Consider the following 25,844-nt stretch of genomic DNA (forward strand, 5'->3'; position numbering starts at 1 on the left):
ATGTTACTGAAAACTGAATACTGCCAACTGAATACTTATTAAAAGACATGGCAAGAAAACAAGAAAAGTACACTGTAAAAAAGTTTAACAAAATATCAATTGGTTTATCATCACCAGAAGCAATTTTAGAAATATCTAAAGGTGAAGTTTTAAAACCAGAAACAATAAATTACCGTACACACAAACCAGAGAGAGATGGTTTATTCTGTGAGCGTATTTTTGGTCCGGTAAAGGATTATGAATGTGCATGTGGAAAATACAAAAGAATCCGTTATAAAGGAATCGTTTGTGATAGATGTGGTGTAGAAGTAACAGAAAAGAAAGTACGTAGAGATAGAGTAGGTCACATTAACTTAGTGGTGCCAGTTGCTCATATTTGGTACTTTAGATCATTACCTAACAAAATGGGGTACCTTTTAGGTTTACCATCTAAAAAGTTAGATATGATTATTTACTACGAAAGATATGTAGTAATTCAACCTGGTATTGCAAAAGGACCTGAAGGAGAACCATTACAAAAAATGGATTTCTTAACGGAAGAAGAATATTTAGATATTGTTGATGAGTTACCACAAGAAAATCAATATTTAGATGATGAAGACCCAAATAAGTTTATAGCTAAAATGGGTGCAGAATGTCTAATTGATTTACTAGCTCGTATAGATTTAGAAGGATTATCTTTTGAATTAAGACATAAAGCCAATACTGAAACTTCTAAGCAAAGAAAAACTGAAGCATTAAAACGTTTAAATGTTGTTGAAGCATTTAGAGATTCTCAAAAGAATAGAGAAAATAATCCTGAGTGGATGATTATGAAGGCTGTGCCTGTAATTCCACCAGAATTAAGACCCTTAGTTCCTTTAGATGGTGGACGTTTTGCTACTTCAGATTTAAATGATCTTTATAGAAGAGTTATTATTAGAAATAATCGTTTAAAAAGATTAGTTGAAATAAAAGCTCCTGAAGTTATTTTACGTAATGAAAAACGTATGTTACAAGAATCTGTAGATTCATTATTTGATAACACACGTAAATCATCAGCAGTAAAAACAGAATCTAATAGACCTTTAAAATCTTTATCAGATTCATTAAAAGGTAAACAAGGACGTTTCCGTCAGAATTTATTAGGAAAACGTGTTGATTATTCAGCTCGTTCTGTAATTGTTGTTGGACCAGAATTAAGATTGTCAGAATGTGGTATCCCTAAAGATATGGCAGCTGAACTTTACAAGCCTTTTGTAATTAGAAAACTAATTGAAAGAGGAATTGTAAAAACAGTTAAATCTGCTAAGAAAATAATAGATAGAAAAGAACCAGTTGTTTGGGATATTTTAGAAAATGTAATTAAAGGACATCCTGTTTTATTAAACAGAGCTCCTACTTTACACAGACTTGGTATTCAGGCTTTTCAACCAAAATTAATTGAAGGAAAAGCAATTCAATTACACCCATTAGCATGTTCTGCATTTAATGCCGATTTTGATGGGGATCAAATGGCAGTTCACTTACCATTAGGACCAGAAGCTATTTTAGAAGCACAAATATTAATGTTGGCTTCTCATAATATCTTGAACCCTGCAAATGGAGCTCCAGTTACTGTACCTTCTCAGGATATGGTACTTGGTTTATACTATATGACTAAAGAAAGAATATCTACTCCAGAGGTTAAAATCAAAGGAGAAGGATTAACTTTCTATTCACCAGAAGAAGTAACGATTGCTTTTAACGAAGAAAAGGTAGACTTAAATGCTGGTATTAAAGTAAGAACTCAAGATATTGATGAGAATGGAGAGCAAGTAACTAAAATTATAAAAACTACAGTTGGTAGAGTTTTATTTAATGAAAAAGTTCCTGCTGCTGCTGGTTATATCAATGAAGTATTGACTAAGAAAAATTTACGTGGAATTATTGGTAATATTTTAAAAGCTACTGATATTCCAACTACAGGAGATTTCTTAGATCAAATTAAAAATATGGGGTATAAATTTGCCTTCCAAGGTGGTTTATCATTTTCATTAGGAGATATTATTATTCCTAAAGAAAAACAATCTATGATTGACGAAGCTAATAAAGAAGTAGATGTCATTGTAGCAAATTATAATATGGGTATGTTAACGCAAAAAGAGCGTTACAATCAGGTAATTGATATTTGGGGAAGAACCAATAACCAGTTAACAGAATTATCTATGAAACGTTTACGAGAAGACCAACAAGGTTTCAACTCAGTATATATGATGCTTGATTCTGGTGCAAGGGGTTCTAAAGAACAAATTCGTCAGTTAACAGGTATGCGTGGATTAATGGCAAAGCCTAAAAAATCTACTGCTGGAGGTGGAGAAATTATTGAGAATCCAATTCTTTCTAACTTTAAGGAAGGTTTATCAATTCTTGAATACTTTATTTCTACTCACGGTGCACGTAAAGGACTTGCCGATACAGCCTTAAAAACTGCAGATGCTGGTTACTTAACTCGTAGACTTGTAGATGTATCACAAGACGTTATTATTAACGAAGAAGATTGTGGTACTTTAAGAGGATTAGAAGTTTCTCCTTTAAAGAAGAACGATGAGATTGTAGAATCTTTGGCAGATAGAATTGAAGGACGTGTTTGTTTGCAAGATGTATTTCATCCTCTAACTGGAGATTTAATTATTGAAGCAAATCAACCAATAACTCATCAATTAGCTCAAGCTGTTCAAGCTTCTGGCATTGATACTGTTCAAGTAAGATCTGCATTAACATGTGAGTCTACTAAAGGTATTTGTGCTAAATGTTATGGTCAAAGTTTATCTACCCTTAATAAAGTACAAATTGGAGAGTCTGTTGGTGTAATTGCGGCTCAATCTATTGGAGAACCTGGTACACAATTAACATTAAGAACTTTCCACGTTGGTGGGGTAGCTGGTAACATATCAGAAGAAAATAAATTAATAGCTAAGTTTGACGGAAAAGTAACTATTGAAGATTTACGTACAGTTGTTGGAAAAGACAATGAAGGTAATGATGTTGATATTGTAATTTCTAGAACTGCTGAAATTAAAATTACTGATAAGAAAACAGGAATTAATTTAAGTACAAATATTATTCCTTATGGTTCTTATATCTTTGATAAAGACAGAAAATCAATTAAAAAAGGAGATGTAATTGTACAATGGGATCCATTTAATGGTGTAATTGTTTCTGAATTTGAAGGAAAAGTTAAGTTTGATAATTTAGAACAAGGTATGAACTACTCTGTTGAAATTGATGAACAAACTGGTTTCCAAGAAAAAGTAATTACAGATTCTAAGAACAAAAAAATTATTGCTTCTTTAATTATTGAAGATAAAGATGGTAATGCTTTACGTTCTTACAGTTTACCTGTTGGTGCACACTTAATGGTAAATGATGGTGAGGCTGTAAAATCTGGTCATACACTAGTTAAAATACCAAGAAAATCTGGTAAAGCAGGTGATATTACGGGAGGTTTACCACGTGTAACTGAATTGTTTGAAGCACGTAATCCTTCTAATCCATCTGTAGTTTCAGAAATAGATGGTGTGGTTTCTTTTGGTAAAATTAAAAGAGGTAATAGAGAGATTATTGTTGAATCTAAAACAGGAGAAGTTAGTAAGTATTTAGTAAAATTATCTAATCAGATTTTAGTTCAAGAGAACGATTTTATTAAAGCTGGTATGCCTTTATCTGATGGAGCAACAACTCCTTCTGATATTTTAAGAATTAAAGGACCGTCTGCTGTACAAGAATACTTAGTAAATGAAATACAAGAAGTTTATCGTTTACAAGGTGTAAAAATTAATGATAAACATTTTGAAGTTGTTGTACGTCAAATGATGCGTAAAGTTAAAATTATAGATTCTGGAGATACATTATTCTTAGAGAATCAATTAATTCATAAAATTGACTTTATAAAGGATAACGACGCAATTTACGGAATGAAAGTTGTTGAAAATGCTGGAGATTCTGAAAACTTAAAAGAGGGTCAGATTATTTCTGCTCGTAAATTAAGAGATGAAAATTCTTTATTAAGAAGAAATGATAAAAATTTAGTAGAAGCAAGAGATGCAAGACCTGCAACAGCAGAACAAGTGTTACAAGGAATTACAAGAGCTTCTTTACAGACTAAATCATTTATTTCTGCTGCATCTTTCCAAGAAACTACAAAAGTATTAAATGAAGCTGCTGTTAGTGGTAAAATAGATACTTTAGAAGGCTTGAAAGAAAATGTAATTGTAGGTAAGAAAATTCCTGCAGGTACTGGTATGAGATCTTATGATAACGTAATTGTTGGTCCTAAAGAAGAAATAGAAAGAAGTTTCTAAATAAACGGTAAATCGTTAAAAATATAAAAGTTGAATTGTTTACTGTATTTTAATTACATTATTCAATTCAACTTTTTTTATGATATAAATTATGAAAGAAAATAAAAACCAAGAAGGTCAATTAAATATAGAATTAGACCAAGAAATTGCAGAAGGAACTTATTCTAATCTAGCAATAATTAATCATTCTATGTCAGAGTTTATTGTAGATTTTATTAATATTATGCCAGGAATTCCAAAAGCTAAAGTAAAATCTAGAATTATTTTAACACCTCAACATGCCAAAAGGTTAGTAAAAGCTTTGTCTGATAATGTAAGAAAATTTGAGAATGAACACGGTGAAATTAAAGATTATGAAAAACCACCAATTCCAATGAATTTTGGACCAACAGGCCAGGCTTAAATGATATATTTTATTTAACAAGCAATTAAGTTTTACTTAGTTGCTTTTTTTTAGATTAAAATAGTTATCTGTCTTTTACTTTTTTGCAACACATCATTATATAAAAAATCTAAAATATTATCTAAACATTGATGCATTGGTCTTCCAGACCAACTGTGGTCACCTTTATTTATTGAATATAAATAAAATGATTTATTTATATTTTTTATCCTATTAGCAATTGCTTTTGAACCAAAAAGTTTTAAAAAACCTACATCATTTTTTTGACAATAATGATGGGGGGCAATATTATAAGGAACCAATTTATCTGCTGTTCCATGAAAAAGTTGTATAGGAATTACATTATTTTGAGTAATATTTTCTGTAGTTGTTATTGCTCCAGCCATTGAAATAATACCTGCAAACTTAAAGTTTCTAGGTAAAATTTTATTATCAAAAACATATACCAAATTTAAAATGGCTTCAGCACCTGCACTAGATCCTGCAAGTATAATTTTATTTGTTTTGATATTAAATTTTTTCTTGTTTTTGAGTAAATATTTTACAGCTAAACTGATATCTTCAGAAGCGTAATTAAAAGCATTTATTTTTTCTTCTGATTTTGTTTGGCAACCAAAACCTAATTTTTTCATAGTTAATCTATACGAAACAGAGGCAAATGCAAAACCGCGTTTGGCCATTTCATTTGCAAACTGAACTATATTATTATCATTTCTATTTCCGCCCGAAAAACTACCACCATGAACATAAACTATCAAAGGAACATCTTTTTTTATTCTCTTAGGTTTGTAAAAGTCTAATTTTAGTTTCTTTTTTTTGTTTTTATGGTATGTATACGTTCTTTTAGAAACAGCATATTTTTTATTTAAAAATTGCTTTTGAGCAATTGATACTTTAAATGTAAAAAGTAATATTATTAATATTTTAGCCTTCATAATTATTGAAGTCGAAATGCTATCATTTTCCTTTCATTTTATCAAACAATTTTCTCAAATTATTATATACAAAAGCATTTGGTTTAACATAATAAAAAGCCAAAAAACAGATACATGTTAAAAATATTATTGCACCAAAAACACCTTGCCATGGAGTTAAATTTGCACCAATAATTTGCCTTAAACCAAAACCAGTAAAACTTCCATAAATAACAATAAAGTGTATAATATAAATGGATAGTGTTTTTTGACCTATTTTTAGGATTAATGGAAATTTTAAATATTTTTCAAATCCATAGAAGAATGAGAAATATAAAAAAACATTTCCTAGTCTTGTAAATAAGTAATTATAATTTGCTGAATCTAAAAATAATTTAATTTTTGTAAACCTGTATAAATACACTAATAAACTTGAGGAGTAGAAGATTAAAAGACATCCGAGTATAAAAAAAAGTGGTACTATAATTTTTTTAAATTTAGGTTTATGTACATATCGATAGAAAATAGTAGCAATAAATGCACCAAATGAAACATAACCAAACCAGGGTATAATTGTAAAAACGGAACCGTTATTTTTTGATATATAGTTGTTTAAAAAAAACGGAATATTTTCAATATTTAAATCACGATAAACAGGTTCAAATAAAAATATTATAACTCCTAAAAATAAACATAGAAAAGAAAATAGTAATGTTTTTTTTATAGAGATAAAATATAGCCCAACAATTAATATCAAGCTTAACCCAATACATTGTAACACATCAACAACTAAAAAATAAGTGCTAAATTTTCCTGATAACCATGCAAATACAGGAATTCGTATTAAATAACCAACACCTATTAAAAATAATCCTCTGATAATGCCTTTACGCATTCTTAGATTTACCTGTCCTTTTTCTTTGGCTTTTATCATTAAATAAGTGAATATTAAACCAGATATCGTAAAAAAAGTTGGGGCTGTTATACCTCTAAAATAAGACCAAATTGAATAAGGTATTGAATTTAAATCACGATAAGATGAATCTAACAAAGCATCAATAAAATGCCCTTGTAACATCATTAAAATAGCAAAAGCTCTAATGAGATCGATAAAATAAAGTCTGTTGTTTTTCAAAATTATCTTTATAATCTTTAAAGATAAGAATTTTATAAGTGTTTATGGTTTTCATCTTAAAAAGATAAATTATTGTTGCATTTAACGTCTCGGCTATGGGTAGTTTCGTGTGTTTAACAACTAGCACTGTAAAAATTTCTAAACACTCAAACTTGCGAAAAATTTCTAAATATACTAATGTATCAATTACTTATAGCTTTTGTTGTGGGCAGTATTTTATTTCCCCAAATTTTAATTTTCATTATATACTTCAATTGCTTTTTGAATGTATTGTTTTTTCTTTTTTGAAGAAATCATTGTAGCGACAACCGTTCCAAAACCCGCCAAACCAATGGCTAAGTTTACAGGTCGTAATTCAGTCACATCAGTAGTTTCAAATGTTCCAGTATTAGGATTGAAAGAATTTGTAGTTTCACCTGTTTTTTTTGCTGATGTCAAAATTCCCGCTACCATAGCAATTCCTCCTAATACATAAGCTATTGTTCTTTTCTTTTTAGCATTATGGTGCTTTTTTAAATAGACAATACTTTTTGGATTTCTTTGTAAATCAACACTTAAATTTTCATAGTTAGCAATTTTTAAAGAATTGAATCCAGAATTGTAGTAATAATTTTGAGTAGTGCTAGTGCCTCCCAATCCTATTCCTCCCATATTATTAATTGGTACAGCATTATTGTAGTTACTAGTTAGCACATAATAATTAACTTTGCCTTTAATTGTTCTACGTGCAAAACTTCCTCGACTTCCTTGAATATTTCCAAAAAAGTCTACTCCTGATTTGTAAAATTTAACATCTTTACTTTTAATCGTTAAACTATCTAAATTAAAATAATTCTTTTTAAACATGGGTGTTTGATATTCTAGATTCTTACCGTAGAGAATACTTCCATCAGTTTTGTAAATAAAATTTTTGCTTTCGTCTATCTCTTGAGCATTAGCACTTACCGTAAAAGTTAATATAACGAGTAATAATTGAATTGTTTTTTTCATAATCTTTTGCTTGTTGAAAAATTGTTATTAAAATTTAATTTTGATTGAAGTGAAATTAAGTCAACTATAATCAATTAGTTGTTTTTTTTCAGTTTACGTTTAACAATTTACTGAAGTTATTTTTTGGTCTCTTCGGTATTGCCCACAACTAATAATAATATTTATTAAACGAAACTTTTTAATATCATTTGCTTGTTTTAAATCAATAAAATCTTCTCATTGATTTTCTAATTCAAAAATTAAATGACCAAAGATTCTCTTAAAACTATATTTTTCTAGTTTTATTTATCAACCAAAAATCTGCTAAAACCAAAGCAGTTAAAGCTTCTACAATTGGTACAGCTCTTGGAACTACACAAGGGTCATGCCTACCTTTACCTGTAATTTCGGTAATTTCATTTTCTGAGTTAATTGTTTGTTGACTACTCATTATTGTGGCAACAGGTTTAAATGCTACTCTAAAATAAATATCCATTCCATTGCTAATACCACCTTGGACCCCACCAGATAAATTAGATTGTGTAGAGCCATCTGAGTTAAAAATATCATTATGTTCTGTGCCTTTCATTTTTGCGCCACAAAATCCACTTCCAAATTCAAAACCTTTTACTGCATTTATAGAAAGCATTGCTTTGCCTAACTCTGCATGTAATTTATTAAAAATAGGTTCACCTAAGCCAACAGGAACATTTTGCGCAACACAAGTAATAGTACCTCCAATAGTATCACCAGCTTTTCTAATTTCTTTAACTTTATCAATCATTTTTTCAGCTGAAGTTTCATCTGGGCAACGAATAATATTGCTTTCAGTTTTAGAAAAATCTAAATCTTGATACGGTTTATCTAAAAAAATATCACCCACAGAAGATGTAAACGCATTTATATGAATGCTAGCAATTAATTGTTTTGCCAATGCACCCGCAACTACCCAATTTGCAGTTTCACGAGCAGAACTTCTTCCACCACCTCTAAAATCTCTTAAGCCATATTTTTTATCATATGTGTAATCTGCATGTGAAGGTCTGTAGATATTAGTATTATGGTTATAATCTTTACTTTTTTGATTGGTGTTTCTAATGATAAAACCAATAGATGTTCCTGTGGTTTTTCCTTCAAATATTCCTGAGAGAAACTCAACAGTATCCGGTTCTTTACGTTGTGTAACAATTTTAGATTGCCCTGGTTTACGCCTATCTAATTCTTGCTGAATAGCTTCAAAATCAACTTTTAAACCGGCAGGAAAGCCATCTATAACTCCTCCAATAGCAGTTCCGTGTGATTCTCCAAAAGTTGTAATTTTTAATAAATTGCCAAAAGAATTAAAAGACATAATTAGTGTTTTTAGTAAGGTGCAAAGATACTAAAGTATCAATAATAAAACTTATTCTTTATGTGTTTTGATGATTTCTATTGATGTTGTAAAATTAATAATTGCTGATTATTAAACTAATAACATAAAAAAACAACGATATTCAAAAAATATAAAAAATAATTAAAGATTTATTTCTGAAAATTAAAAAAGGGTTTTATATTTGCACCCGCAATCAGAGAATATCTGATGAGACTTAATTCTGGAGAAATGGCAGAGTGGTCGAATGCGGCAGTCTTGAAAACTGTTGACTGTAACAGGTCCGGGGGTTCGAATCCCTCTTTCTCCGCAAAACCTCACAATTTATTGTGAGGTTTTTTTATTACCTTTATTTTATGGATTTATTTTCTACAGAAAAAATAAAAAACATTTTGCCTTTTGATGGAATAACTAATTACCATGGTGTTATTTTAAATAAGAATCAAAACAAATTTTATTATCAAATATTATTAGATAGTATAAATTGGAAAAATGATGAAGCAATTATTTTTGGTAAGAAAATAATTACTAAACGAAAAGTAGCTTGGTATGGAGAATCTGACTATTCATATACATATTCTAAAGTTACAAAAACTGCTAACATTTTTACAAAAGAGTTGTTAGAGCTAAAGAAAATAGTAGAGCAAGAGTGTGGTGAAACCTTTAATTCTTGTTTATTAAATTTATATCATTCTGGTGATGAAGGAATGGCATATCATTCAGATGGTGAGAAGATGTTAAAAAAAAACGGGGCAATAGCCTCTTTATCTTTAGGTGCAGAACGCAAGTTTTCTTTTAAACATAAAGTAAATAAGCAACGAGTAGATATTGTATTAGAAAGGGGAAGTTTGTTGGTAATGAAAAAAGGGACACAAACAAATTGGCTTCATAGATTACCAACTACTAAAAAAGTAAGTTCTCCAAGAATTAATTTAACTTTTAGAACAATTGAATTGTAATTTTTTTAATTTTCAATTCTTTTTATAAAATCGTCTCTGTAGTTTAACCCAATAGGTATCCAATTGTCATCAATTATAATTCTATTTCTTTGAACTGAATAGATGTGTTTTAAAGAAACTATATATGATTTATGAACACGAATAAAGTTTGTTTTGCCTAATTTTTCTTCAAAATTTTTAAGGCTGCTTAAAGTTAAAATAGGTTTTTCTTTATGAGTATGAATTTTAATATAATCCTTTAAAGACTCTATATATTTTATATCTGATAAGTTAATTTTTAAATTTTCATACTCAGATTTTACAAAAATAAACTCTTCTAAAGTTTCTTTTTTTAAGATAAGAGGTTCATCTTCTTTTTTTAGTTTTAATAAATTTTGTGCTCTAGTTGAAGCTTTTAAAAATCGATGAAAAGGTATTGGTTTTACAAGGTAATCTATTGCATTTAAATTAAAACCTTCAACGGCATAATGTGAGTATGCAGTTGTAAAAATAAACATTGGTTTAATTTCTAATGATTTAATAAAATCGATTCCTGAAAAATCTGGCATTTCTATATCAGTAAAAATTAAATCAACTTTTTGTTCTTGTAGAATTGCTGTTGCTTCAAAACCATTAGAGCAGCTTGCAATCAATTCTAAAAAAGGAATTTTAGATATAAAATCTTCTAATAACTCTAAAGCTAGAGGCTCATCATCAATAATTATACATTTCATACGTTAACTTTTTAATTTGATTTTTAAATTTACTTCAAAGGCCTCTTTAGTATTTTTAATTTCTAATGTATGGGTGTTTGGGTATAATAAATTCAATCTATTTTTGATGTTTTCTAAACCTATACCTGAATTTTTATTGGTTGAATTTTGTAAAGAAGATAGGTTGTAAACTTTTAGCTCTAATTCATTGTTATTTATAGAAATAACAACCCTAATATCAGTTTTCCCTCTATAATCTGTTCCATATTTAAAAGCATTTTCTATAAATGAAATAAGAAGTAAAGGCTCTATTTTATAGTTTAAATTACCATGAATATTTATTTTTACACCACTGGAGTCTTTTAATCTTAATAATTGTAAAGAGATGTAGTTTTTTATGTAGTCTATTTCTTTTTCTAAGGATATAAATTCTTCTTTGGCTTCATAAATCATATATCTCATTAATTCTGAAAGTGTAACAATAGCTACTGTTGTGTTATCAGATTTTTTATTTGCTAAAGAATAAATACTGTTAAGTGTGTTAAATAAAAAATGAGGATTCAATTGTGCTTTTAAAAAAGATAATTCAGAATTTATTTTTTGAGTAGCCACTAGTGTTCTTTCTTTTTCAGATTTATACCATTCAGAAACAAGTTTTATACAAGTACTTAAAGCATAAAATAAAAGGAGTAAAATTGGTGGTCTTAAATTTGTTCGTATTTTTCTGGGTCTGTGAAAATCATTATTAAATTCGTTGTCAAAAAAGGGAGGCTTTATTTGACTTTTTAATATAGGGTCTTCTATCAAAAATATAAATAGTATTAATACTATAGAAATAAAAACATATAAACCAATTTTTTTATTAAGTAGAAAATTAGGTATTAATACCGCATAGTTTAAATAAAAAACAGCTATAAAAATGATGTTTAAGCAGTAAAATTCATTTGGTATTTTACTAAACCTAGAATAAGATTGAATAGCTGTAATAATAATAAAGAAAACCCATAAAAGACTATGGATAATTATATAAGTATTTATTTTTTTTAAAATAGGTTTCAATTTATTGCTTTAAAGTGCAAAATTAGAGAGTAAGATTCTTAAAATTCTCCCAAGAAACTGTTGTTTTTATCACAAAAAAAAGATTAAAAATTAAACTACTTTTTTAGTAGTTTAATTTTTAATCTTAAAACGTGTAATCTAATTAAAGTTTAAAGATGGTTAATCATCATCATTTTCATATTCGTCTGGTCTAAATTCCCATACATCATCAAAATAATAACTACCACTTCTACCCATTAAAACAAAAGCTTTATCATCAAAAACAAATGCAGAAGCATTTTGTCTTGCAGAACCTTCAAATTCAGGTAACTCATCCCAAGTATCAGTTGATGGATCATAAGACCAAGTTTCTGTAGTTATTGAACCAGAAATACCAGTAGTTACATATCCCATTCCATTTAAAGAAAATCCAACTCCACTACTTAATAATATTTCGTAATCATTATCATCATCGTCATCATCATCTAAATCAGTTAATCTTGTCCAAGTTGTTCCGTTAAAAGAATAGAAATCTTCTTCATAAGCTCCATTGTGTATTCCTAAACCAATATATGCAACATCATTAATTTTAAAAACAGATGCGTTTTGACGTTTTTCTCCTCCAAAACCTACTGACTGTTCCCAAGAATCTGTAGCAACATTATATTTCCAAAAATCTTTTTGTTCACTACCATCATAACCTGTACCAATGTAACCGTCATTACCTAAAGAAAAACCAATGGCACCGTATCTAGCAGTTCCACCAAAATCTGCTTTTTGTGTCCATGAATCTGAGGTTGGGTCATATTCCCAGAAATCATTAAGTTCATTATCCCCATCATAACCAGTACCTAAATATCCTTTATCATTGATTGAAAAACCTACAGCACCACTTCTTGGAGTTCCTGGAAAATCTGCTTTTCTAACCCAATAATCACCTTCTGAATTATACTCCCAAGTATCCGCTAAATAATCGTCTCCATCATAACCAGTAACTAAATATCCTTTTGTACCAATTGTAAAACTTACAGAATTAGCTCTTGAATTTCCATCAAAAGTTGAACTTTCAACCCAGTTTCCATACTCCTCCTCCTCATCATCGTCGCTACCACAACTTATTGCTAATAAGGATAATAATGTAGCAAAAAATAGAACGCTACTTTTTTGTAATAAATTTGTTTTTCTCATTATGTTTAATTTTTTCATTTTCTTAAATTATGCAGCAAACCTAAAAGCTATTTAATTTAAAATAGTATGAAATAGACAAACAGTTGTATTTTATAGATAACCATGTAAATCAAATGTTAATTTTCTTAAAAGTTGTTAAATGTAGAGTTTAGAGGTGTTTTGTTGTCATAAGTCTATAAAAAAGTGTTGTTTATATATTTTATGATTTCTTATGATATTTAGCCTAATATTTTTGCTTTAAAAAGTAAAATGAGATATTTTATAATTGGGGTTTTTAGTTTGATATTTGTTGCATCTTGCACTACAACAGATACAATTTATGAGGTAGGAAGTGACTTTATAGATAATAATGTTCAGGTAAGAGTTATAGATACTTTTTCGGTAAAAACAGGTACTTTTAAATTAGACTCCTTAATAACATCTGGTAAAAACAGAATTTTACTAGGAAATGTAAGCGATGAAAATTTAGGAAATTTATCAGCAAAATCGTATTTAGAACTTGTAACTTCTACTTTTTCTATTGATGAAGATGCTATTTACGATTCTATAGGAATGGTTTTGAATTATGATACTTACTATTATGGTGATACTACTAAAACCCAAACTTATAAATTACATAGAATAACCGAAACTTTTGAACCAGAAGAGGGGGCATATTTTTATAATACTTCATCATTAGATTATGATGAAACTAATGTTTTAGGACAAATTTCATTTACACCAAAACCAAATAAATCAACAGATTCTCTTTTTATTAAAATGGATGATGCTTTAGGTGAAGAAATTTTTAATAAAATTGTAGATAATGATATTAATAATACAGATGATTTTTTACAATATTTTAAAGGATTAGCAATTGTACCAAATACAGTTGAAAATAGTCATGTTTTAGGCTTTAATGCTTTAACAACAGAAGATACAGATGGTAACTCTAGTATGCGTTTGTATTACACCATTAAGGATGATGATAATGAAGATAATAGTTATTATGTAGATTTTGTAATATCTAGCTCTACACAACAATTTAATGAAATAGAAGTAGATTTATCTAGTACTAGTTTAGGTGATTTTGTAGATAATGAAGAAATTAAATTAAGTTCTGAAACTGATGATTTAATTTTTACACAAGCAGGATCAGGAATTACAGCAAGAATAGAAATATCATCAATTAAAAAACTTTTAGAAATTTCTGAAAATGCTACTACTATGAGTGCCGAGTTAACATTTAGTCCTTTAAGTAATAGTTATAATGATGATAACCCTTTGCCAGAAAATTTAGCTGTTTATATAGTAGATCATAAAAATAGAATAATACGCCAATTATTGGATGTAAACAACACCAATGTTGTTTATGCTATTTTAAATGATGAACAAGATGAATTTGGTGCAAATACTTATTATAGTGTCGATTTAAGTGGGTTTGTTGAAGAGATTTTACAATCAGAAATAGACTTAAATTATGCTTTAATGATTCAATATGAGGACTTTTCTGATAACGTAAATAATATAGTTATAGAGCAGAATACGAATACAAATAAAGAAGTAAAATTATCAGTAAAATATTTAAATTATTAATATGAAAAAAGAAATATTATTATTGTTATTAGTAGTTTTTGCTAATGTTTTATATAGCCAAAATAATGCTAATACGCCTTATTCTTTATTTGGTTTGGGTGTAGAAAATAAAACGGCAACAGGTGGTTTGTCTGGATTAGGAAATACAGGTATTGCACAAACAAATCCTTTTGAGATAAATTTATTTAATCCAGCAAGTTTAGGTAATATTTTACAAAAATCTTTTTTATATGAGTTTGGTTTAAATGGTGTTGTTTCACATTTAAAAACAAACAATACAAGTTCAACCAGTAATAATGCTAATTTTTCTCATGTTGTAATTGCATTTCCAATTGCCAAAAATTGGGGCATGAGTACTGGTCTTTTACCTTATACTAAAACGGGTTATAATATAGATATAGAAAACCCTATTGAAGGCTCTACAGATACTTACTTAACAAGAATAACTGGTATAGGTGGTTTAAATAAATTTTATATAGCAACAGGTTATAAACCATTAAAAAACTTATCTTTTGGTTTAGATTTATCTTTTCTTTTTGGATCAATTGAAGAAGAAAGTCAAATTTATTCGGAATCTTTTGTATCAATAAGTGATCAAAATTATTATAGCGGTGTAAAATTAAAGACCGGTTTTCAATATAAACTACCAAAAATTAAAACTGTAGAAACCATAATTGGTGGTACTTTTGAGTTGCCTTCATCTTTAAGCGGAAAACAAACGAGAAGTTCTTATAAAACAACATCTGGTGGTGCATATATTGCTATAGAAGATGAGGTTGAAAATGATTTAGAAAATTTTGAACTTCCGGTTTCTTACGGTTTTGGAATTACCTCTATTATAGATAAAAAGTTTTCAACCAGTATAGATTATCGTAAACTGTTATGGAATGACACTAGTCAAGATAAAAATAATGAAAGTTATGTAGATCAATCTATTTATGCATTTGGGTTAGAATATAAGCCAACAAAAAATAAATATACTTATGCATCAAATATAAAATACAGATTTGGTTTAAACTACAATACTGGTTTTTTAAAGATTTCTAATAAACAAATAGATAGTTATTTTGTGTCTTTTGGGTTAGGGTTGCCTATGAAGAAATACAGTAATGATAATTTTAATATTTCGTACTCTTATGGTAAAGAAGGTACTTTAGAAAATAATTTAATTCAAGAAAGTTTTCATAAGATTACCTTAAACTTAAACTTTGTAGGTAGTTGGTTTAATAAAAAGAAAATAGATTAAATAAATTAATAATCTTATACTTACTTTTGTTGAAAATATTTTTCTTTGGATAATACAAATCAACAATCTATAAACCTTAATAAGTATATAAGTTCTTCCGGAATTTGTTCTCGTAGAGAAGCAGAAAAATTTATTAAAGAGGGTAGGGTTTCAATTAATGGAAAACCCACACAGTTAGGAAATAGAGTTGGTAAAAAAGATATAGTAAAGTTAGATGGTCGTATAGTAATTCCTAAAAATAATACTTTATACATTGCGTTAAATAAACCCGTTGGTATTGTTTCTACTACTGATGAGAGAGAACCAAATAATATAGTACAGCACATAAATTATCCTGAGAGATTATTTCCAATAGGACGTTTAGATAAACCATCCGAAGGGTTAATTTTTTTAACGAATGATGGAGATATTGTAAATAAAATTTTAAGAGCAGGCAACAATCATGAAAAAGAGTATTTTGTATCTGTTAACAAGTCAATTACCGAAGATTTTATTGAAAAAATGGGGAATGGGATTCCAATTTTAGGAACCATAACTCAAAAATGTAAAGTTGATAAAGTAAGTGATAAAATTTTTAAAATTATTTTAACGCAAGGTTTAAATAGGCAAATTCGTAGAATGTGTGAGTATTTAGGTTTTGAAGTTACAAAGTTAAAACGCACTAGAATTATGAATGTAGAATTAGGATATCTACAAACTGGTGATTGGCGCGAATTAACTGAAGATGAAATGAAAGAGATTAACTCTATGATTTCAACATCATCAAAAACTGAAGAAGCGTCTACAATTAAAGAAAAACCCAAAAAGCAAGTTACTAAGAAAAAGTTGGCTCCTTCAAAAAACGATTTTAATAAAAAAAGTGCAGCTTTTAGAAAATCATCATCAAAAAACAAAAAGAAGAGTATTGGTTTTTCATCAAAAAAGAAAAGAAGGTTTTAGTAAAATCATTTAAGAATCTTTTAGTTTTTAACTTCTTACAATAATAGTATCTTTGACCCCAATGAAATTCGATTTAAAACTTACTGACCCAAAAAGTCAAGCCAGAGCAGGAGTTATAACTACTGACCACGGTGTAATAGAAACACCAATTTTTATGCCTGTAGGTACTGTAGGTACTGTAAAAGGGGTGCATCAAACAGAACTAAAAAATGAGATAAATCCTGATATAATTTTAGGAAACACATATCATTTATATTTACGACCTAAATTAGATATTTTAGAAAAGGCTGGTGGTTTGCACAAGTTTATGAATTGGGATCGCAATATTTTAACAGATTCTGGAGGGTATCAGGTATATTCTTTATCAGGCAGAAGAAAAATAAACGAAGAAGGTGTAAAATTTAAAAGTCATATAGATGGTTCTATGCATTTTTTTACTCCAGAAAATGTCATGGAAACGCAACGGACAATTGGTGCAGATATAATCATGGCTTTTGATGAATGTACACCATATCCTTGTGATTATAATTACGCAAAACGATCTATGCATATGACACATAGATGGTTAGATAGGTGTATAAAACATTTACAAAAAGTACCTTTTAAATATGGTTATGAACAAACGTTTATGCCAATTGTGCAAGGAAGTACTTATAAAGATTTAAGAAAACAATCTGCAGAATATATTGCAAACTCAAATCAACAAGCAAATGCAATTGGAGGTCTTTCTGTAGGAGAACCTGCGGAAGAAATGTATGCAATGACTGAGGTGGTAACAGCAATTTTACCTGAAGATAAACCTCGATATTTAATGGGAGTTGGAACGCCAATTAATATACTAGAGAATATTGCTTTAGGTATTGATATGTTTGATTGTGTAATGCCAACTAGAAATGCCAGAAATGGAATGTTGTTTACTGCACATGGGAGTATAAATATCAAAAATAAAAAGTGGGAAGATGATTTTTCTCCTATTGATGAAATGGGAATTACTTGGGTAGATACCATGTATTCGAAAGCATATTTACGTCATTTATTTGCAGCCAAAGAAATGTTAGGTAAACAAATTGCATCTATACATAATTTAGGGTTTTATGTTTGGTTAACAAGGGAAGCACGAAAACATATTTTAGCTGGAGATTTTAGAGAATGGAAAGATAAAATGGTAAAACAAATGGATAAAAGGTTGTAAAATTTTTTGTTTCTGCGGAAGCAGAAGGGATTTTAAATTTTAAAGAGTTAATTTTAAATATTAAATAAAGCTAGGCTTTTGAAAATTATTGATTGGTACATATTAAAAAGATTTTTGGTGACATTTTTGTTTACCTTATTGATATTGATTCCAATAGCAATTGCCATTGATATTTCTGAAAAAATAGATAATTTTTTAGAACATGCAGATTTAGGGTTTTATCAAGTTGTAGATGAGTATTATAAAAATTTTATAATATATTACTCAAACACATTTATGCCTTTGGCGTTGTTTATTGCAGTAATTTTATTTACATCTAAGCTTTCTAATAATACAGAAATTATTGCTATTAATAATGCAAAAGTCTCTTTCACTAGGTTTTTATATCCTTATTTTATTGGTGCAACTTTAATTACAATTTTATCATTATTGATGAATCATTTTGTGGTGCCAAGTAGTAGTAAAACTAGAAAAAAGTTCGAAAGAGAGTACATTAATCACAAAAGACTAAAAAACGAACTAAAATATGTAAGAGATTTTAGTTTACAATTAACAGACAGCACTTATATTTTTATTCGAAATTTTGATACAGAAAATAATATAGGTTATGATTTTACTTCAGAAACTTATGATGGATTAGAATTAAAATCAAAATTAGTATCAAACAGGATAAAGTTTAATAAAAAGGATTCTGTTTTTACTTTAAGTAATTGGAGAAGAAGACAAATTTATAGCAATAGGGATAGTATATTTTCTGGTACAAAAATAGATACATTATTAAATTTTACCCCAAAAGATTTAATTTATAAATCAGCTTTATCTCAAGAAATGCCTTCTGATGAATTATTAAGTTTTATAGATTTATCAAGAAAAAGAGGTGTGAAAAACTTAAATGCGTATTTAGTAGAGTTTCATAAAAGAACAAGTTTACCATTGGCTTCCTACATTTTAACTATTATTGCTGTAGCATTGGCTTTTAGAAAGCGTAGAGGAGGTACAGGGATTAATTTGGCGATAGGAATTGGAATTATGTTTATTTACATTTTTCTAATGAAGATTTCTGAAGTTTTAGGGGCAGTTGCAGGTGTAAGTTCACTTTTATATGTTTGGATGCCAAATTTAGTTTTTGGCTGTTTGGCAATTTATCTCTATTACAATGCAAGAAAGTAAATTAAAAAACTATTTTTTACTTCATTTTATTGTTTTTATTTGGGGGTTTACTGCAATTCTAGGTGCATTAATTACAGTTGAAGCAATTCCTTTAGTTTTCTTTAGGATGAGTTTTGCAGTAGTATTTATTTCGATTTATTTTATTTTCAAAAAGAAAAGTTTTATTATTGATAAAAAAGGCTTAGTAAAATTTTTATTTACTGGTATTATAATAGCACTACATTGGATTTTCTTTTTCAAAGCCATAAAAACCTCTAACGTATCTATTGCACTGGTTACCATGAGTACAGGTGCTTTTTTTACATCTTTAATAGAACCTTTTTTTTTTAAAAGGAAAATTAATTTTTTAGAAATGTTTTTTGGATTAATGGTAATAGTAGGTTTATATGTTATTTTTAATTTTGAAACCCAATATAGATTAGGTATTATTTATGCATTAATTTCATCGTTTTTTGGTGCGTTATTTTCTGTTTTAAACGGACTCTTTGTTAAGAAATATGATGAACATAGAATCTCATTATATCAACTTTTTTTTGGCGCTTTATTTGTAACAATTTACCTTTTTATCAATCAGAATTTTTCAGTATCTTTTTTTAGTTTATCAAAAACAGATTGGTTTTACTTATTAGTTTTAAGTAGTATTTGTACTGCTTATGCCTTTGTTTCATCAGTAAAGGTGATGAAATTTTTATCGCCTTATACAGTAATGCTAACCATTAATTTAGAACCTATTTATGCAATAATATTAGCGTTGTTAATTTTTGGAGAAAAAGAAAAAATGAACCCTGAATTTTATCTAGGTACTTTTATTGTTTTATTGGTTGTATTGTTAAATGGGGTTGTTAAAAATAAAGATTATTTAAAGCAAAGAATACAACAAAGATTAAAAGCAAAAAAGTAAATCAAATTTACTATAAAAAGTAATTTTTATGTATGTTTGTTAATAGGAAAACTAAGACCAAATTATTACAAAATGGAATATTTAGATTTTGAAATGCCAATAAAAGAGCTAAAAGATCAGCTAGAAAAGTGTCAGATTATTGGTAAAGAAAGTGATGTTGATGTTACTGCAACTTGTAAGAAAATAGAAAAAAAACTAGCAACTGCTAGAAAAGATATCTATAAAAATTTAACTCCTTGGCAAAGAGTTCAATTATCCAGGCACCCAAACAGGCCTTATACTTTAGATTATATTAAAGCTATTTGTGGAGATACATTTATGGAACTTCATGGAGATAGAAATGTAAAAGATGACAAAGCAATGATTGGAGGGTTGGGTAAAATTGGAGATCAATCATTTATGTTTATAGGTCAGCAAAAAGGATACAATACAAAAACACGCCAATATAGAAACTTTGGTATGGCAAATCCTGAAGGATACAGAAAGGCTCTGCGTTTAATGAAAATGGCAGAAAAATTTGGTATTCCTGTGGTTACTTTGGTAGATACCCCAGGAGCTTATCCTGGCTTAGAAGCAGAAGAGCGTGGGCAAGGTGAAGCAATTGCTAGAAATATTTTAGAAATGACTCGTTTAAAAACTCCGATTATATCAATTGTTATTGGTGAAGGAGCCTCTGGTGGTGCTATTGGAATAGGAGTAGGAGATAAGGTGTATATGATGGAAAATACTTGGTATACAGTTATTTCTCCAGAGTCTTGTTCTTCTATTTTATGGAGAAGTTGGGAGTTTAAAGAGCAAGCAGCTGAAGCATTAAAATTAACAGGGTCAGATATGAAAAGACTAAAGTTAATTGATGCTATAATTAAAGAGCCAATAGGTGGAGCACATTCTGATAGAGAAGGGGCTTTTAAGGCTGTAAAAGAACAAATTATCGCTGCTTTTGAAGAATTAAAAGATTTGTCTGATTCTGATTTGGTTTTATCAAGGATGGAAAAATACGCTAATATGGGAGTTTACAAAGAATAGTGTAAATTCTTAAAAAAAATAATATAAAAAAAGGAAATTCATTTTATGAATTTCCTTTTTTGTTTTTTACAATAGAATTGTTAGCTGTAATTAATTTAACCTTTATCGAACTTTTATTTATATTTTTTTTAAATACCTAAAGAAGCAAATAACTTTTTTAATCTTGGTTCTGAAGGGCGAGGAGCATTTGCATTTACAATTTTTCCTTCTGTATCAATTAATATAAACCTTGGAATACTGGTTATTTTATACGCTTGTTGAAAAGAATAATCTTGACCAGACCATAATTGAGTGCCTCCCATATTTTTGTTTTTTACAAAATTTCTCCATTTTTTTTCCGCAGCTTCCCATGATCCACCATTTCTGGTATACTCATCAGTAGAAATACTTACAAACTCAATATTTTTACCGTGATACTCTTTTTCTAACTTTTCTAAATAGGGTATTTGTTGTATACAAGGACCGCACCAAGTTGCCCAAATATCAATATATACAAACTTTCCTTTAAATGATTCTAAAGATTTTGTGCCTCCTTTAATATCGATGTAATTTTCAAATTTAGGTGAAGGTTGTCCCTTTCCCATTATTTTATTTTGAGAATATGCATTCTCAAAATAAGTTACTAATTGTTCATTTTGTTGTTTTGCAGTACTGTATAGGGTACTATCAATATTAGAGTAAGAATTTAGTATACTATCATATTCAAATTTTATTTCATCAATTTTTTTTCTGAATGTAGCTTCCTCTAAATTTAATATTTCTTGAGGGTCTCCCATTTTTTGACTTTTTTCTATTTGAGCAAGAATAAAATTACTATTTTCAGATCCAAAACCAGAGAATTTAAAGCTTTTCATAGAATTACCAGCATCTCCTTTTAAAACAATATCATAACCATTTTTTAAATAAATTGGAGCTCTTCTATTGGGGCTTGTTTCAAATGAATAAACTGCAGCTTTCTCAACTTTTAAAGTGTCTTTAAATGATCCATCATCATTAATTTTTATTGTTTTAACAATACCTTTTCTACTCATAATTGAAATGATAGAATCTTTATTGTTTTCTAATTTTCCAGATAAGGTAAGGTATTCTTTTGGGTGTTCTTCTTTACAAGAAACCATTATTAACAAACCAAATAGTAATGTGATAATTTTTTTCATTTTTTAAAAATTTCAAATTTTTAGCAAATATAGAGTTTATATTAGATAAAAATACTTTAAAAAACTTATGTAAATAGCCGTTAGTTTACACATTTGATAAAAAAATAAGATATAAATATGAGTTTAATTCATTTTATAGATGCTTCACCATTTGATTTAAATAAAATTCAAGAAATTATTTTTTCTGGTTTAAAGGTTAGCTTATCTGAATCAGCAATTCAAAAAAATAAAATTGTATAGCCTTTTTAAATGAAAAAACGAAATCTATTTCGAAGCCAATTTATGGAATTAATACATTATGTGAGAGCTCATAATGGGCAAATTAAACTGTAGAAAGAACTAAAGATTTCTTAGCAAATAGAGGGTTATTTGTTTAAGCAAAACAATATGTACAAGATCCGTATTCTTTTAGGTGTATACCTCAAGTTCCTGGAGTAACAAAAGATACCATTAAGTTTGCTACCAAGAATTTTTTTGCTGAAATAAATTCAGTTGCAAATAATCCTAATATTTTTGTGGAGGATGACGAAATTATTTCTTGAGGAAATTTTCATGGACAACCTATAGCTTTAGGATTAGATTTTTTTTTAGCAATTGTCTTATCAGAATTAGGAAATATATCAGAAAGAAGAACGTATCAGTTAGTTTCTGATCACAGATATTATTAGTTTCCTATTCTGGAATTTCTAAATCATTTATTGATAAGTTTTTATTGTTTCCTTTTCTGAAGTAATCAACAATGGTATTTCTTGTAATTTGATAAACCCAAGATGTTAGTTTTGAAGTATGTTTTAGTTGATGGATTTTAGTTTGAACTTTTAAGAAAACTTCTTGATGAATATCTTTTGAAGCTTTTACATCTTTTGTTTTTCCTAAGATGAACTTATAAAACTCTTCATTAAGGTCAATCCAAATAGTATTAATTTCAGTTTTCACTTAGGTTATTTTTTTACGATTAGTTTTATGGTTTAACATTAATGTAGTAAAATAATTTTTATAAGAAATTAATTTTATAAAGTGTTAGGTATTGTTATTTTAAATATTTCTTCTGCTTTTTTAAAATCGACTCCTAACTCTCCTTTCCATCCAGCAAGCGGCATTACAATGTCAGATTTAAAAGGCTGTTTATCAAATTTTTTATTGCTAGGTAAAATTTCTGTTACAGCTAAGGTTTGCAATATTCCATATCGTTTATATTTATCTGTTTTTGGAAGTATTTTTTCTTTTCCAATCCGTTTTTCTAATTTTCCAGGGGTTTCATTTTCTGGTGCATTTGCAATAACTTTAAGAAGCTTTATAAGTCGGTCTTTATCAGATTTTAAAATTTCAGGTTCTGGGTAGTTAATTATTTCATTCAACTCTAATGCAAATGTTTCAGGAAATTCATTCCAAGAATGTCCAATATGATAAGTATATAATTGGTGGGTAATGTCGTATGATTTTTTATCAGGAAGTCCACAAGAACACCAATTTGTATCTCTATATTCTGTTACCTGATTGTAATCGTGTTTTTTTAAGTCCTTTATAAACCAGTAGCTCATAAGACTTTGCCTAAATCTAGATTCTCCTGACAATCCTTTTAGAAATAATTTTGTTACAAATTCTATATTTATTTTTGGATGTTTTCTTATTGCTATCAAATCTGATAAAAAGTCATTATGATTTTTTTGTTCAATTAGATTTGGAATAAGGTTGTTCTTTTTTAAAGTTTGAATTTGTTCGTCTGTTAGGAAATCAGTTTTAAAAGGAAATAAACCATACTTATAAAAAGTTTCTTTATCATCATAATTTGTGTTTGTATGATGATAAACTTTATTTAAAATTTGTATGGCTTTTGTTTTGTTCATCTAATTATAGCAATCGTTAACATGAATATATTATATTTTTAATACCCATAGTTAGCTAAGTTATATTTTTTTGAGCAGAAAGTCAAATGAATATAAACTAGTAAACATTTTTTTATAAAAAAAAATCCTAAACCATAAGGTTTAGGATTTTTAAAATGTATAAAATATATTATAGAAAAACTATGCTAACATTGTAACAGGGTTTTCAATAAATGTTTTTAAAGTTTGTAAAAATTGAGCTCCAACTGCACCATCAACAGTTCTGTGATCGCAAGTTAAAGTTAAATTCATAGTGTTACCTACAACTATTTGCCCGTTTTTAACAACTGGTTTTTCAACAATTGCACCTACAGATAAAATTGCAGAATTTGGTTGATTGATAATTGAAGTAAAATTATCAATACCAAACATACCTAAATTAGAAACAGTAAATGTACTCCCTTGCATTTCTGCTGGAGAAATTTTCTTGTTTCTAGCTTTTCCAGCTAAATCTCTAACACCAGCTCCAATTTGAGTTAAGCTCAATGTATTTGTGTGTTTTATTACAGGTACTAATAAACCATCATCTACAGCTACAGCAACACCAACGTGAATATGACTATGGTAAACTGTATTTGCATCTGTCCAAGATGTATTTACTTGTGGATGTTTTTGTAAAGCCATTGCACATGCTTTTACAACCATATCGTTAAATGATACTTTTACATCAGGTATTGCATTGATTGTTTTTCTAGAAGCCATTGCATTATCCATATCCACTTCAATATTTAAACTGAAATCTGGAGCAGAAAACTTAGAGTTTCCTAAAGATTTTGCAATTGCTTTACGCATTTGTGAATTTTTAACTTCTTCTGATTTTTCTTCACCTACAGCAACAAAATTTGCAGAAGGAGTAGAAGTAGAGCCTTGAGATGCTTCAACAGTTTTTGTAGAAGGAGTGTAGTTTTCTACATCTTTTTTTATGATTCTTCCGTTTTCACCAGAACCAGTAATATCTGCTAAATTAATTCCTTTATCAGAAGCTATTTTTTTAGCTAAAGGAGATGCAAAAATTCGCCCACCAGAATTGTTAGTAGTTGTATTTGCTGTTGAAGTTTTTATTTCTTCAACAATTTTTTCTTCTTTTTTAGTTTCTTTCTTCTCGCTCGAAGAATCAACAGTAGCAGTTGCTGCTCCTCCATTGGCAACAATTGCAGAAACATCTGTTCCAGCAGGGCCAATAATAGTTAATAAACTATCTACAGGTGCAGTTTCTCCTTCTTGAACACCAATATATAAAATGGTACCTTCATAGAAGCATTCAAATTCCATTGTAGCTTTGTCAGTTTCAATTTCAGCAAGCATATCACCTTCTTCAACTACATCACCAACATTTTTTAACCAGGTTGCAATAGTACCATCAGTCATGGTATCACTTAAACGAGGCATTGTTATTACTTGTACTCCTGCAGGAATTTCAACAGCAGCAGCAGAATCTGTAGTTTTTTCTTCAATAACTTCTTCTTTAACTTCAGTTGTTGTAGCTTGGGTGTTACCGCTTAAAATATCAGAAATGTCTTCACCTTCTTCACCAATAACAGCTAATAAAACATCAACAGGTGAAGTTTCACCTTCTTGAATACCTATATGTAATAAAGTTCCTTCATGAAAGGACTCAAATTCCATAGTTGCTTTATCAGTTTCTATTTCTGCTAAGATATCACCTTCTTCAATTTTATCTCCAACATTCTTTAACCATTTTGCCACAACACCTTCTTCCATAGTGTCGCTTAAACGAGGCATATTTATAATTGTAGCCATAT

22 protein-coding genes, 1 tRNA gene and 1 pseudogene are annotated in these 25,844 nt (G+C 28.5%); 13 read left to right on the forward strand and 11 right to left on the reverse strand.

Annotation, left to right across the window (positions count from 1 at the left end; genetic code table 11):
• The first annotated feature begins 47 nt into the window (after positions 1–47).
• Positions 48–4,322, forward strand: coding sequence for a DNA-directed RNA polymerase subunit beta' (rpoC, locus tag Q0733_RS07655; RefSeq protein WP_298780898.1), 4,275 nt, complete (start codon positions 48–50; stop codon positions 4,320–4,322).
• A gap of 91 nt (positions 4,323–4,413) precedes the next feature.
• On the forward strand, positions 4,414–4,725 hold the full coding sequence (locus tag Q0733_RS07660) for a DUF3467 domain-containing protein (RefSeq protein WP_298780900.1): 312 nt from the start codon (positions 4,414–4,416) through the stop codon (positions 4,723–4,725).
• A gap of 50 nt (positions 4,726–4,775) precedes the next feature.
• Here Q0733_RS07660 and Q0733_RS07665 read toward each other — a convergent pair whose 3' ends face one another.
• The 4 genes from Q0733_RS07665 to aroC all read right to left on the reverse strand — a co-directional run bounded on the left by Q0733_RS07665 (position 4,776) and on the right by aroC (position 9,094).
• Positions 4,776–5,660 carry an alpha/beta hydrolase gene (locus Q0733_RS07665; protein ID WP_298780903.1) on the reverse strand — a complete coding sequence of 295 codons (885 nt, stop codon included), beginning with the start codon at positions 5,658–5,660 and terminating at the stop codon, positions 4,776–4,778.
• A 22-nt stretch (positions 5,661–5,682) separates the two neighbouring features.
• The gene (locus Q0733_RS07670; protein WP_298780905.1) at positions 5,683–6,774 is read right to left on the reverse strand and encodes a heparan-alpha-glucosaminide N-acetyltransferase domain-containing protein; all 1,092 of its coding nucleotides are present in this window, start codon (positions 6,772–6,774) and stop codon (positions 5,683–5,685) included.
• Positions 6,775–7,005: 231 nt separating this feature from the next.
• Positions 7,006–7,764 (reverse strand): hypothetical protein, encoded by a 759-nt coding sequence (locus Q0733_RS07675; RefSeq protein ID WP_298780906.1) that lies wholly within the window; start codon positions 7,762–7,764, stop codon positions 7,006–7,008.
• Between the two features lie 265 nt (positions 7,765–8,029).
• Positions 8,030–9,094 carry a chorismate synthase gene (gene aroC / locus Q0733_RS07680; protein WP_298780908.1) on the reverse strand — a complete coding sequence of 355 codons (1,065 nt, stop codon included), beginning with the start codon at positions 9,092–9,094 and terminating at the stop codon, positions 8,030–8,032.
• A gap of 243 nt (positions 9,095–9,337) precedes the next feature.
• Here aroC and Q0733_RS07685 point away from each other — a divergent pair.
• Together Q0733_RS07685 and Q0733_RS07690 are read left to right on the forward strand one after the other, a co-directional pair.
• Positions 9,338–9,422, forward strand: a tRNA-Ser gene (locus Q0733_RS07685).
• Positions 9,423–9,468: 46 nt separating this feature from the next.
• A complete protein-coding gene (locus tag Q0733_RS07690) occupies positions 9,469–10,071 on the forward strand; it encodes an alpha-ketoglutarate-dependent dioxygenase AlkB (protein ID WP_298780911.1) in 603 nt (200 codons plus the stop codon).
• Positions 10,072–10,076: 5 nt separating this feature from the next.
• Here the strand turns inward: Q0733_RS07690 and Q0733_RS07695 are convergent, their stop codons facing one another.
• The 3 genes from Q0733_RS07695 to Q0733_RS07705 form a co-directional block, all read right to left on the reverse strand.
• Positions 10,077–10,784, reverse strand: coding sequence for a LytTR family DNA-binding domain-containing protein (locus tag Q0733_RS07695; protein ID WP_298780914.1), 708 nt, complete (start codon positions 10,782–10,784; stop codon positions 10,077–10,079).
• A 3-nt stretch (positions 10,785–10,787) separates the two neighbouring features.
• Positions 10,788–11,570, reverse strand: a complete 783-nt coding sequence (locus Q0733_RS07700; protein ID WP_298780917.1) for a sensor histidine kinase — start codon at positions 11,568–11,570, stop codon at positions 10,788–10,790.
• A gap of 411 nt (positions 11,571–11,981) precedes the next feature.
• Positions 11,982–12,989 (reverse strand): kelch repeat-containing protein, encoded by a 1,008-nt coding sequence (locus Q0733_RS07705; protein ID WP_298780919.1) that lies wholly within the window; start codon positions 12,987–12,989, stop codon positions 11,982–11,984.
• 249 nt (positions 12,990–13,238) lie between these two features.
• Here Q0733_RS07705 and Q0733_RS07710 point away from each other — a divergent pair, with 249 nt between their 5' ends.
• The 7 genes from Q0733_RS07710 to Q0733_RS07740 all read left to right on the forward strand — a co-directional run bounded on the left by Q0733_RS07710 (position 13,239) and on the right by Q0733_RS07740 (position 21,038).
• The gene (locus tag Q0733_RS07710) at positions 13,239–14,564 is read left to right on the forward strand and encodes a DUF4270 family protein (protein WP_298780921.1); all 1,326 of its coding nucleotides are present in this window, start codon (positions 13,239–13,241) and stop codon (positions 14,562–14,564) included.
• Position 14,565: 1 nt separating this feature from the next.
• A complete protein-coding gene (locus Q0733_RS07715) occupies positions 14,566–15,810 on the forward strand; it encodes a hypothetical protein (RefSeq protein ID WP_298780924.1) in 1,245 nt (414 codons plus the stop codon).
• Between the two features lie 45 nt (positions 15,811–15,855).
• Complete coding sequence (rluF, locus tag Q0733_RS07720; protein WP_298780927.1) at positions 15,856–16,749, forward strand: 23S rRNA pseudouridine(2604) synthase RluF; 894 nt, start codon at positions 15,856–15,858, stop codon at positions 16,747–16,749.
• A 61-nt stretch (positions 16,750–16,810) separates the two neighbouring features.
• Positions 16,811–17,941: a tRNA guanosine(34) transglycosylase Tgt gene (tgt, locus tag Q0733_RS07725; protein ID WP_298780930.1), complete on the forward strand. Its 1,131-nt coding sequence runs from the start codon at positions 16,811–16,813 to the stop codon at positions 17,939–17,941.
• A gap of 78 nt (positions 17,942–18,019) precedes the next feature.
• Positions 18,020–19,111 carry an LptF/LptG family permease gene (locus Q0733_RS07730; RefSeq protein ID WP_298780932.1) on the forward strand — a complete coding sequence of 364 codons (1,092 nt, stop codon included), beginning with the start codon at positions 18,020–18,022 and terminating at the stop codon, positions 19,109–19,111.
• Positions 19,098–20,012, forward strand: coding sequence for an EamA family transporter (locus Q0733_RS07735; RefSeq protein WP_298780934.1), 915 nt, complete (start codon positions 19,098–19,100; stop codon positions 20,010–20,012). The genes Q0733_RS07730 and Q0733_RS07735 overlap by 14 nt, the downstream gene beginning before the upstream one ends.
• Before the next feature lie 72 nt (positions 20,013–20,084).
• On the forward strand, positions 20,085–21,038 hold the full coding sequence (locus Q0733_RS07740) for an acetyl-CoA carboxylase carboxyltransferase subunit alpha (RefSeq protein WP_298780937.1): 954 nt from the start codon (positions 20,085–20,087) through the stop codon (positions 21,036–21,038).
• A 128-nt stretch (positions 21,039–21,166) separates the two neighbouring features.
• Here Q0733_RS07740 and Q0733_RS07745 read toward each other — a convergent pair whose 3' ends face one another.
• The gene (locus tag Q0733_RS07745; RefSeq protein WP_298780939.1) at positions 21,167–22,195 is read right to left on the reverse strand and encodes a TlpA disulfide reductase family protein; all 1,029 of its coding nucleotides are present in this window, start codon (positions 22,193–22,195) and stop codon (positions 21,167–21,169) included.
• Positions 22,196–22,312: 117 nt separating this feature from the next.
• Here Q0733_RS07745 and Q0733_RS07750 point away from each other — a divergent pair, with 117 nt between their 5' ends.
• Positions 22,313–22,435 (forward strand): hypothetical protein, encoded by a 123-nt coding sequence (locus Q0733_RS07750; RefSeq protein ID WP_298780942.1) that lies wholly within the window; start codon positions 22,313–22,315, stop codon positions 22,433–22,435.
• A 39-nt stretch (positions 22,436–22,474) separates the two neighbouring features.
• Positions 22,475–22,845: pseudogene (locus tag Q0733_RS07755) on the forward strand (aromatic amino acid lyase); the annotation flags it as partial.
• A gap of 22 nt (positions 22,846–22,867) precedes the next feature.
• On the opposite strand, the gene Q0733_RS07760 reads toward Q0733_RS07755, so the two are convergent.
• From Q0733_RS07760 to Q0733_RS07770, 3 genes are all read right to left on the reverse strand, one after another.
• Positions 22,868–23,131: a sigma factor gene (locus tag Q0733_RS07760; protein WP_298780944.1), complete on the reverse strand. Its 264-nt coding sequence runs from the start codon at positions 23,129–23,131 to the stop codon at positions 22,868–22,870.
• Between the two features lie 74 nt (positions 23,132–23,205).
• Positions 23,206–24,042, reverse strand: a complete 837-nt coding sequence (locus Q0733_RS07765) for a hypothetical protein (protein WP_298780946.1) — start codon at positions 24,040–24,042, stop codon at positions 23,206–23,208.
• Positions 24,043–24,222: 180 nt separating this feature from the next.
• On the reverse strand, positions 24,223–25,842 hold the full coding sequence (locus Q0733_RS07770) for a pyruvate dehydrogenase complex dihydrolipoamide acetyltransferase (protein ID WP_298780948.1): 1,620 nt from the start codon (positions 25,840–25,842) through the stop codon (positions 24,223–24,225).
• Positions 25,843–25,844: the final 2 nt, after the last annotated feature.

This window comes from uncultured Polaribacter sp. (assembly GCF_947500975.1).
Classification (GTDB): Bacteria; Bacteroidota; Bacteroidia; order Flavobacteriales; family Flavobacteriaceae; genus Polaribacter.

Coding starts and splice junctions, on each gene's coding strand:
- rpoC (WP_298780898.1), top strand. CDS start 48: ATGGCAAGAAAACAAGAAAAGTACACTGTAAAAAAGTTTAACAAAATA.
- Q0733_RS07660 (WP_298780900.1), top strand. CDS start 4,414: ATGAAAGAAAATAAAAACCAAGAAGGTCAATTAAATATAGAATTAGAC.
- Q0733_RS07665 (WP_298780903.1), bottom strand. CDS start 5,660: ATGAAGGCTAAAATATTAATAATATTACTTTTTACATTTAAAGTATCA.
- Q0733_RS07675 (WP_298780906.1), bottom strand. CDS start 7,764: ATGAAAAAAACAATTCAATTATTACTCGTTATATTAACTTTTACGGTA.
- aroC (WP_298780908.1), bottom strand. CDS start 9,094: ATGTCTTTTAATTCTTTTGGCAATTTATTAAAAATTACAACTTTTGGA.
- Q0733_RS07690 (WP_298780911.1), top strand. CDS start 9,469: ATGGATTTATTTTCTACAGAAAAAATAAAAAACATTTTGCCTTTTGAT.
- Q0733_RS07695 (WP_298780914.1), bottom strand. CDS start 10,784: ATGAAATGTATAATTATTGATGATGAGCCTCTAGCTTTAGAGTTATTA.
- Q0733_RS07705 (WP_298780919.1), bottom strand. CDS start 12,989: ATGAGAAAAACAAATTTATTACAAAAAAGTAGCGTTCTATTTTTTGCT.
- Q0733_RS07710 (WP_298780921.1), top strand. CDS start 13,239: ATGAGATATTTTATAATTGGGGTTTTTAGTTTGATATTTGTTGCATCT.
- Q0733_RS07715 (WP_298780924.1), top strand. CDS start 14,566: ATGAAAAAAGAAATATTATTATTGTTATTAGTAGTTTTTGCTAATGTT.
- tgt (WP_298780930.1), top strand. CDS start 16,811: ATGAAATTCGATTTAAAACTTACTGACCCAAAAAGTCAAGCCAGAGCA.
- Q0733_RS07735 (WP_298780934.1), top strand. CDS start 19,098: ATGCAAGAAAGTAAATTAAAAAACTATTTTTTACTTCATTTTATTGTT.
- Q0733_RS07740 (WP_298780937.1), top strand. CDS start 20,085: ATGGAATATTTAGATTTTGAAATGCCAATAAAAGAGCTAAAAGATCAG.
- Q0733_RS07745 (WP_298780939.1), bottom strand. CDS start 22,195: ATGAAAAAAATTATCACATTACTATTTGGTTTGTTAATAATGGTTTCT.
- Q0733_RS07750 (WP_298780942.1), top strand. CDS start 22,313: ATGAGTTTAATTCATTTTATAGATGCTTCACCATTTGATTTAAATAAA.
- Q0733_RS07765 (WP_298780946.1), bottom strand. CDS start 24,042: ATGAACAAAACAAAAGCCATACAAATTTTAAATAAAGTTTATCATCAT.
- Q0733_RS07770 (WP_298780948.1), bottom strand. CDS start 25,842: ATGGCTACAATTATAAATATGCCTCGTTTAAGCGACACTATGGAAGAA.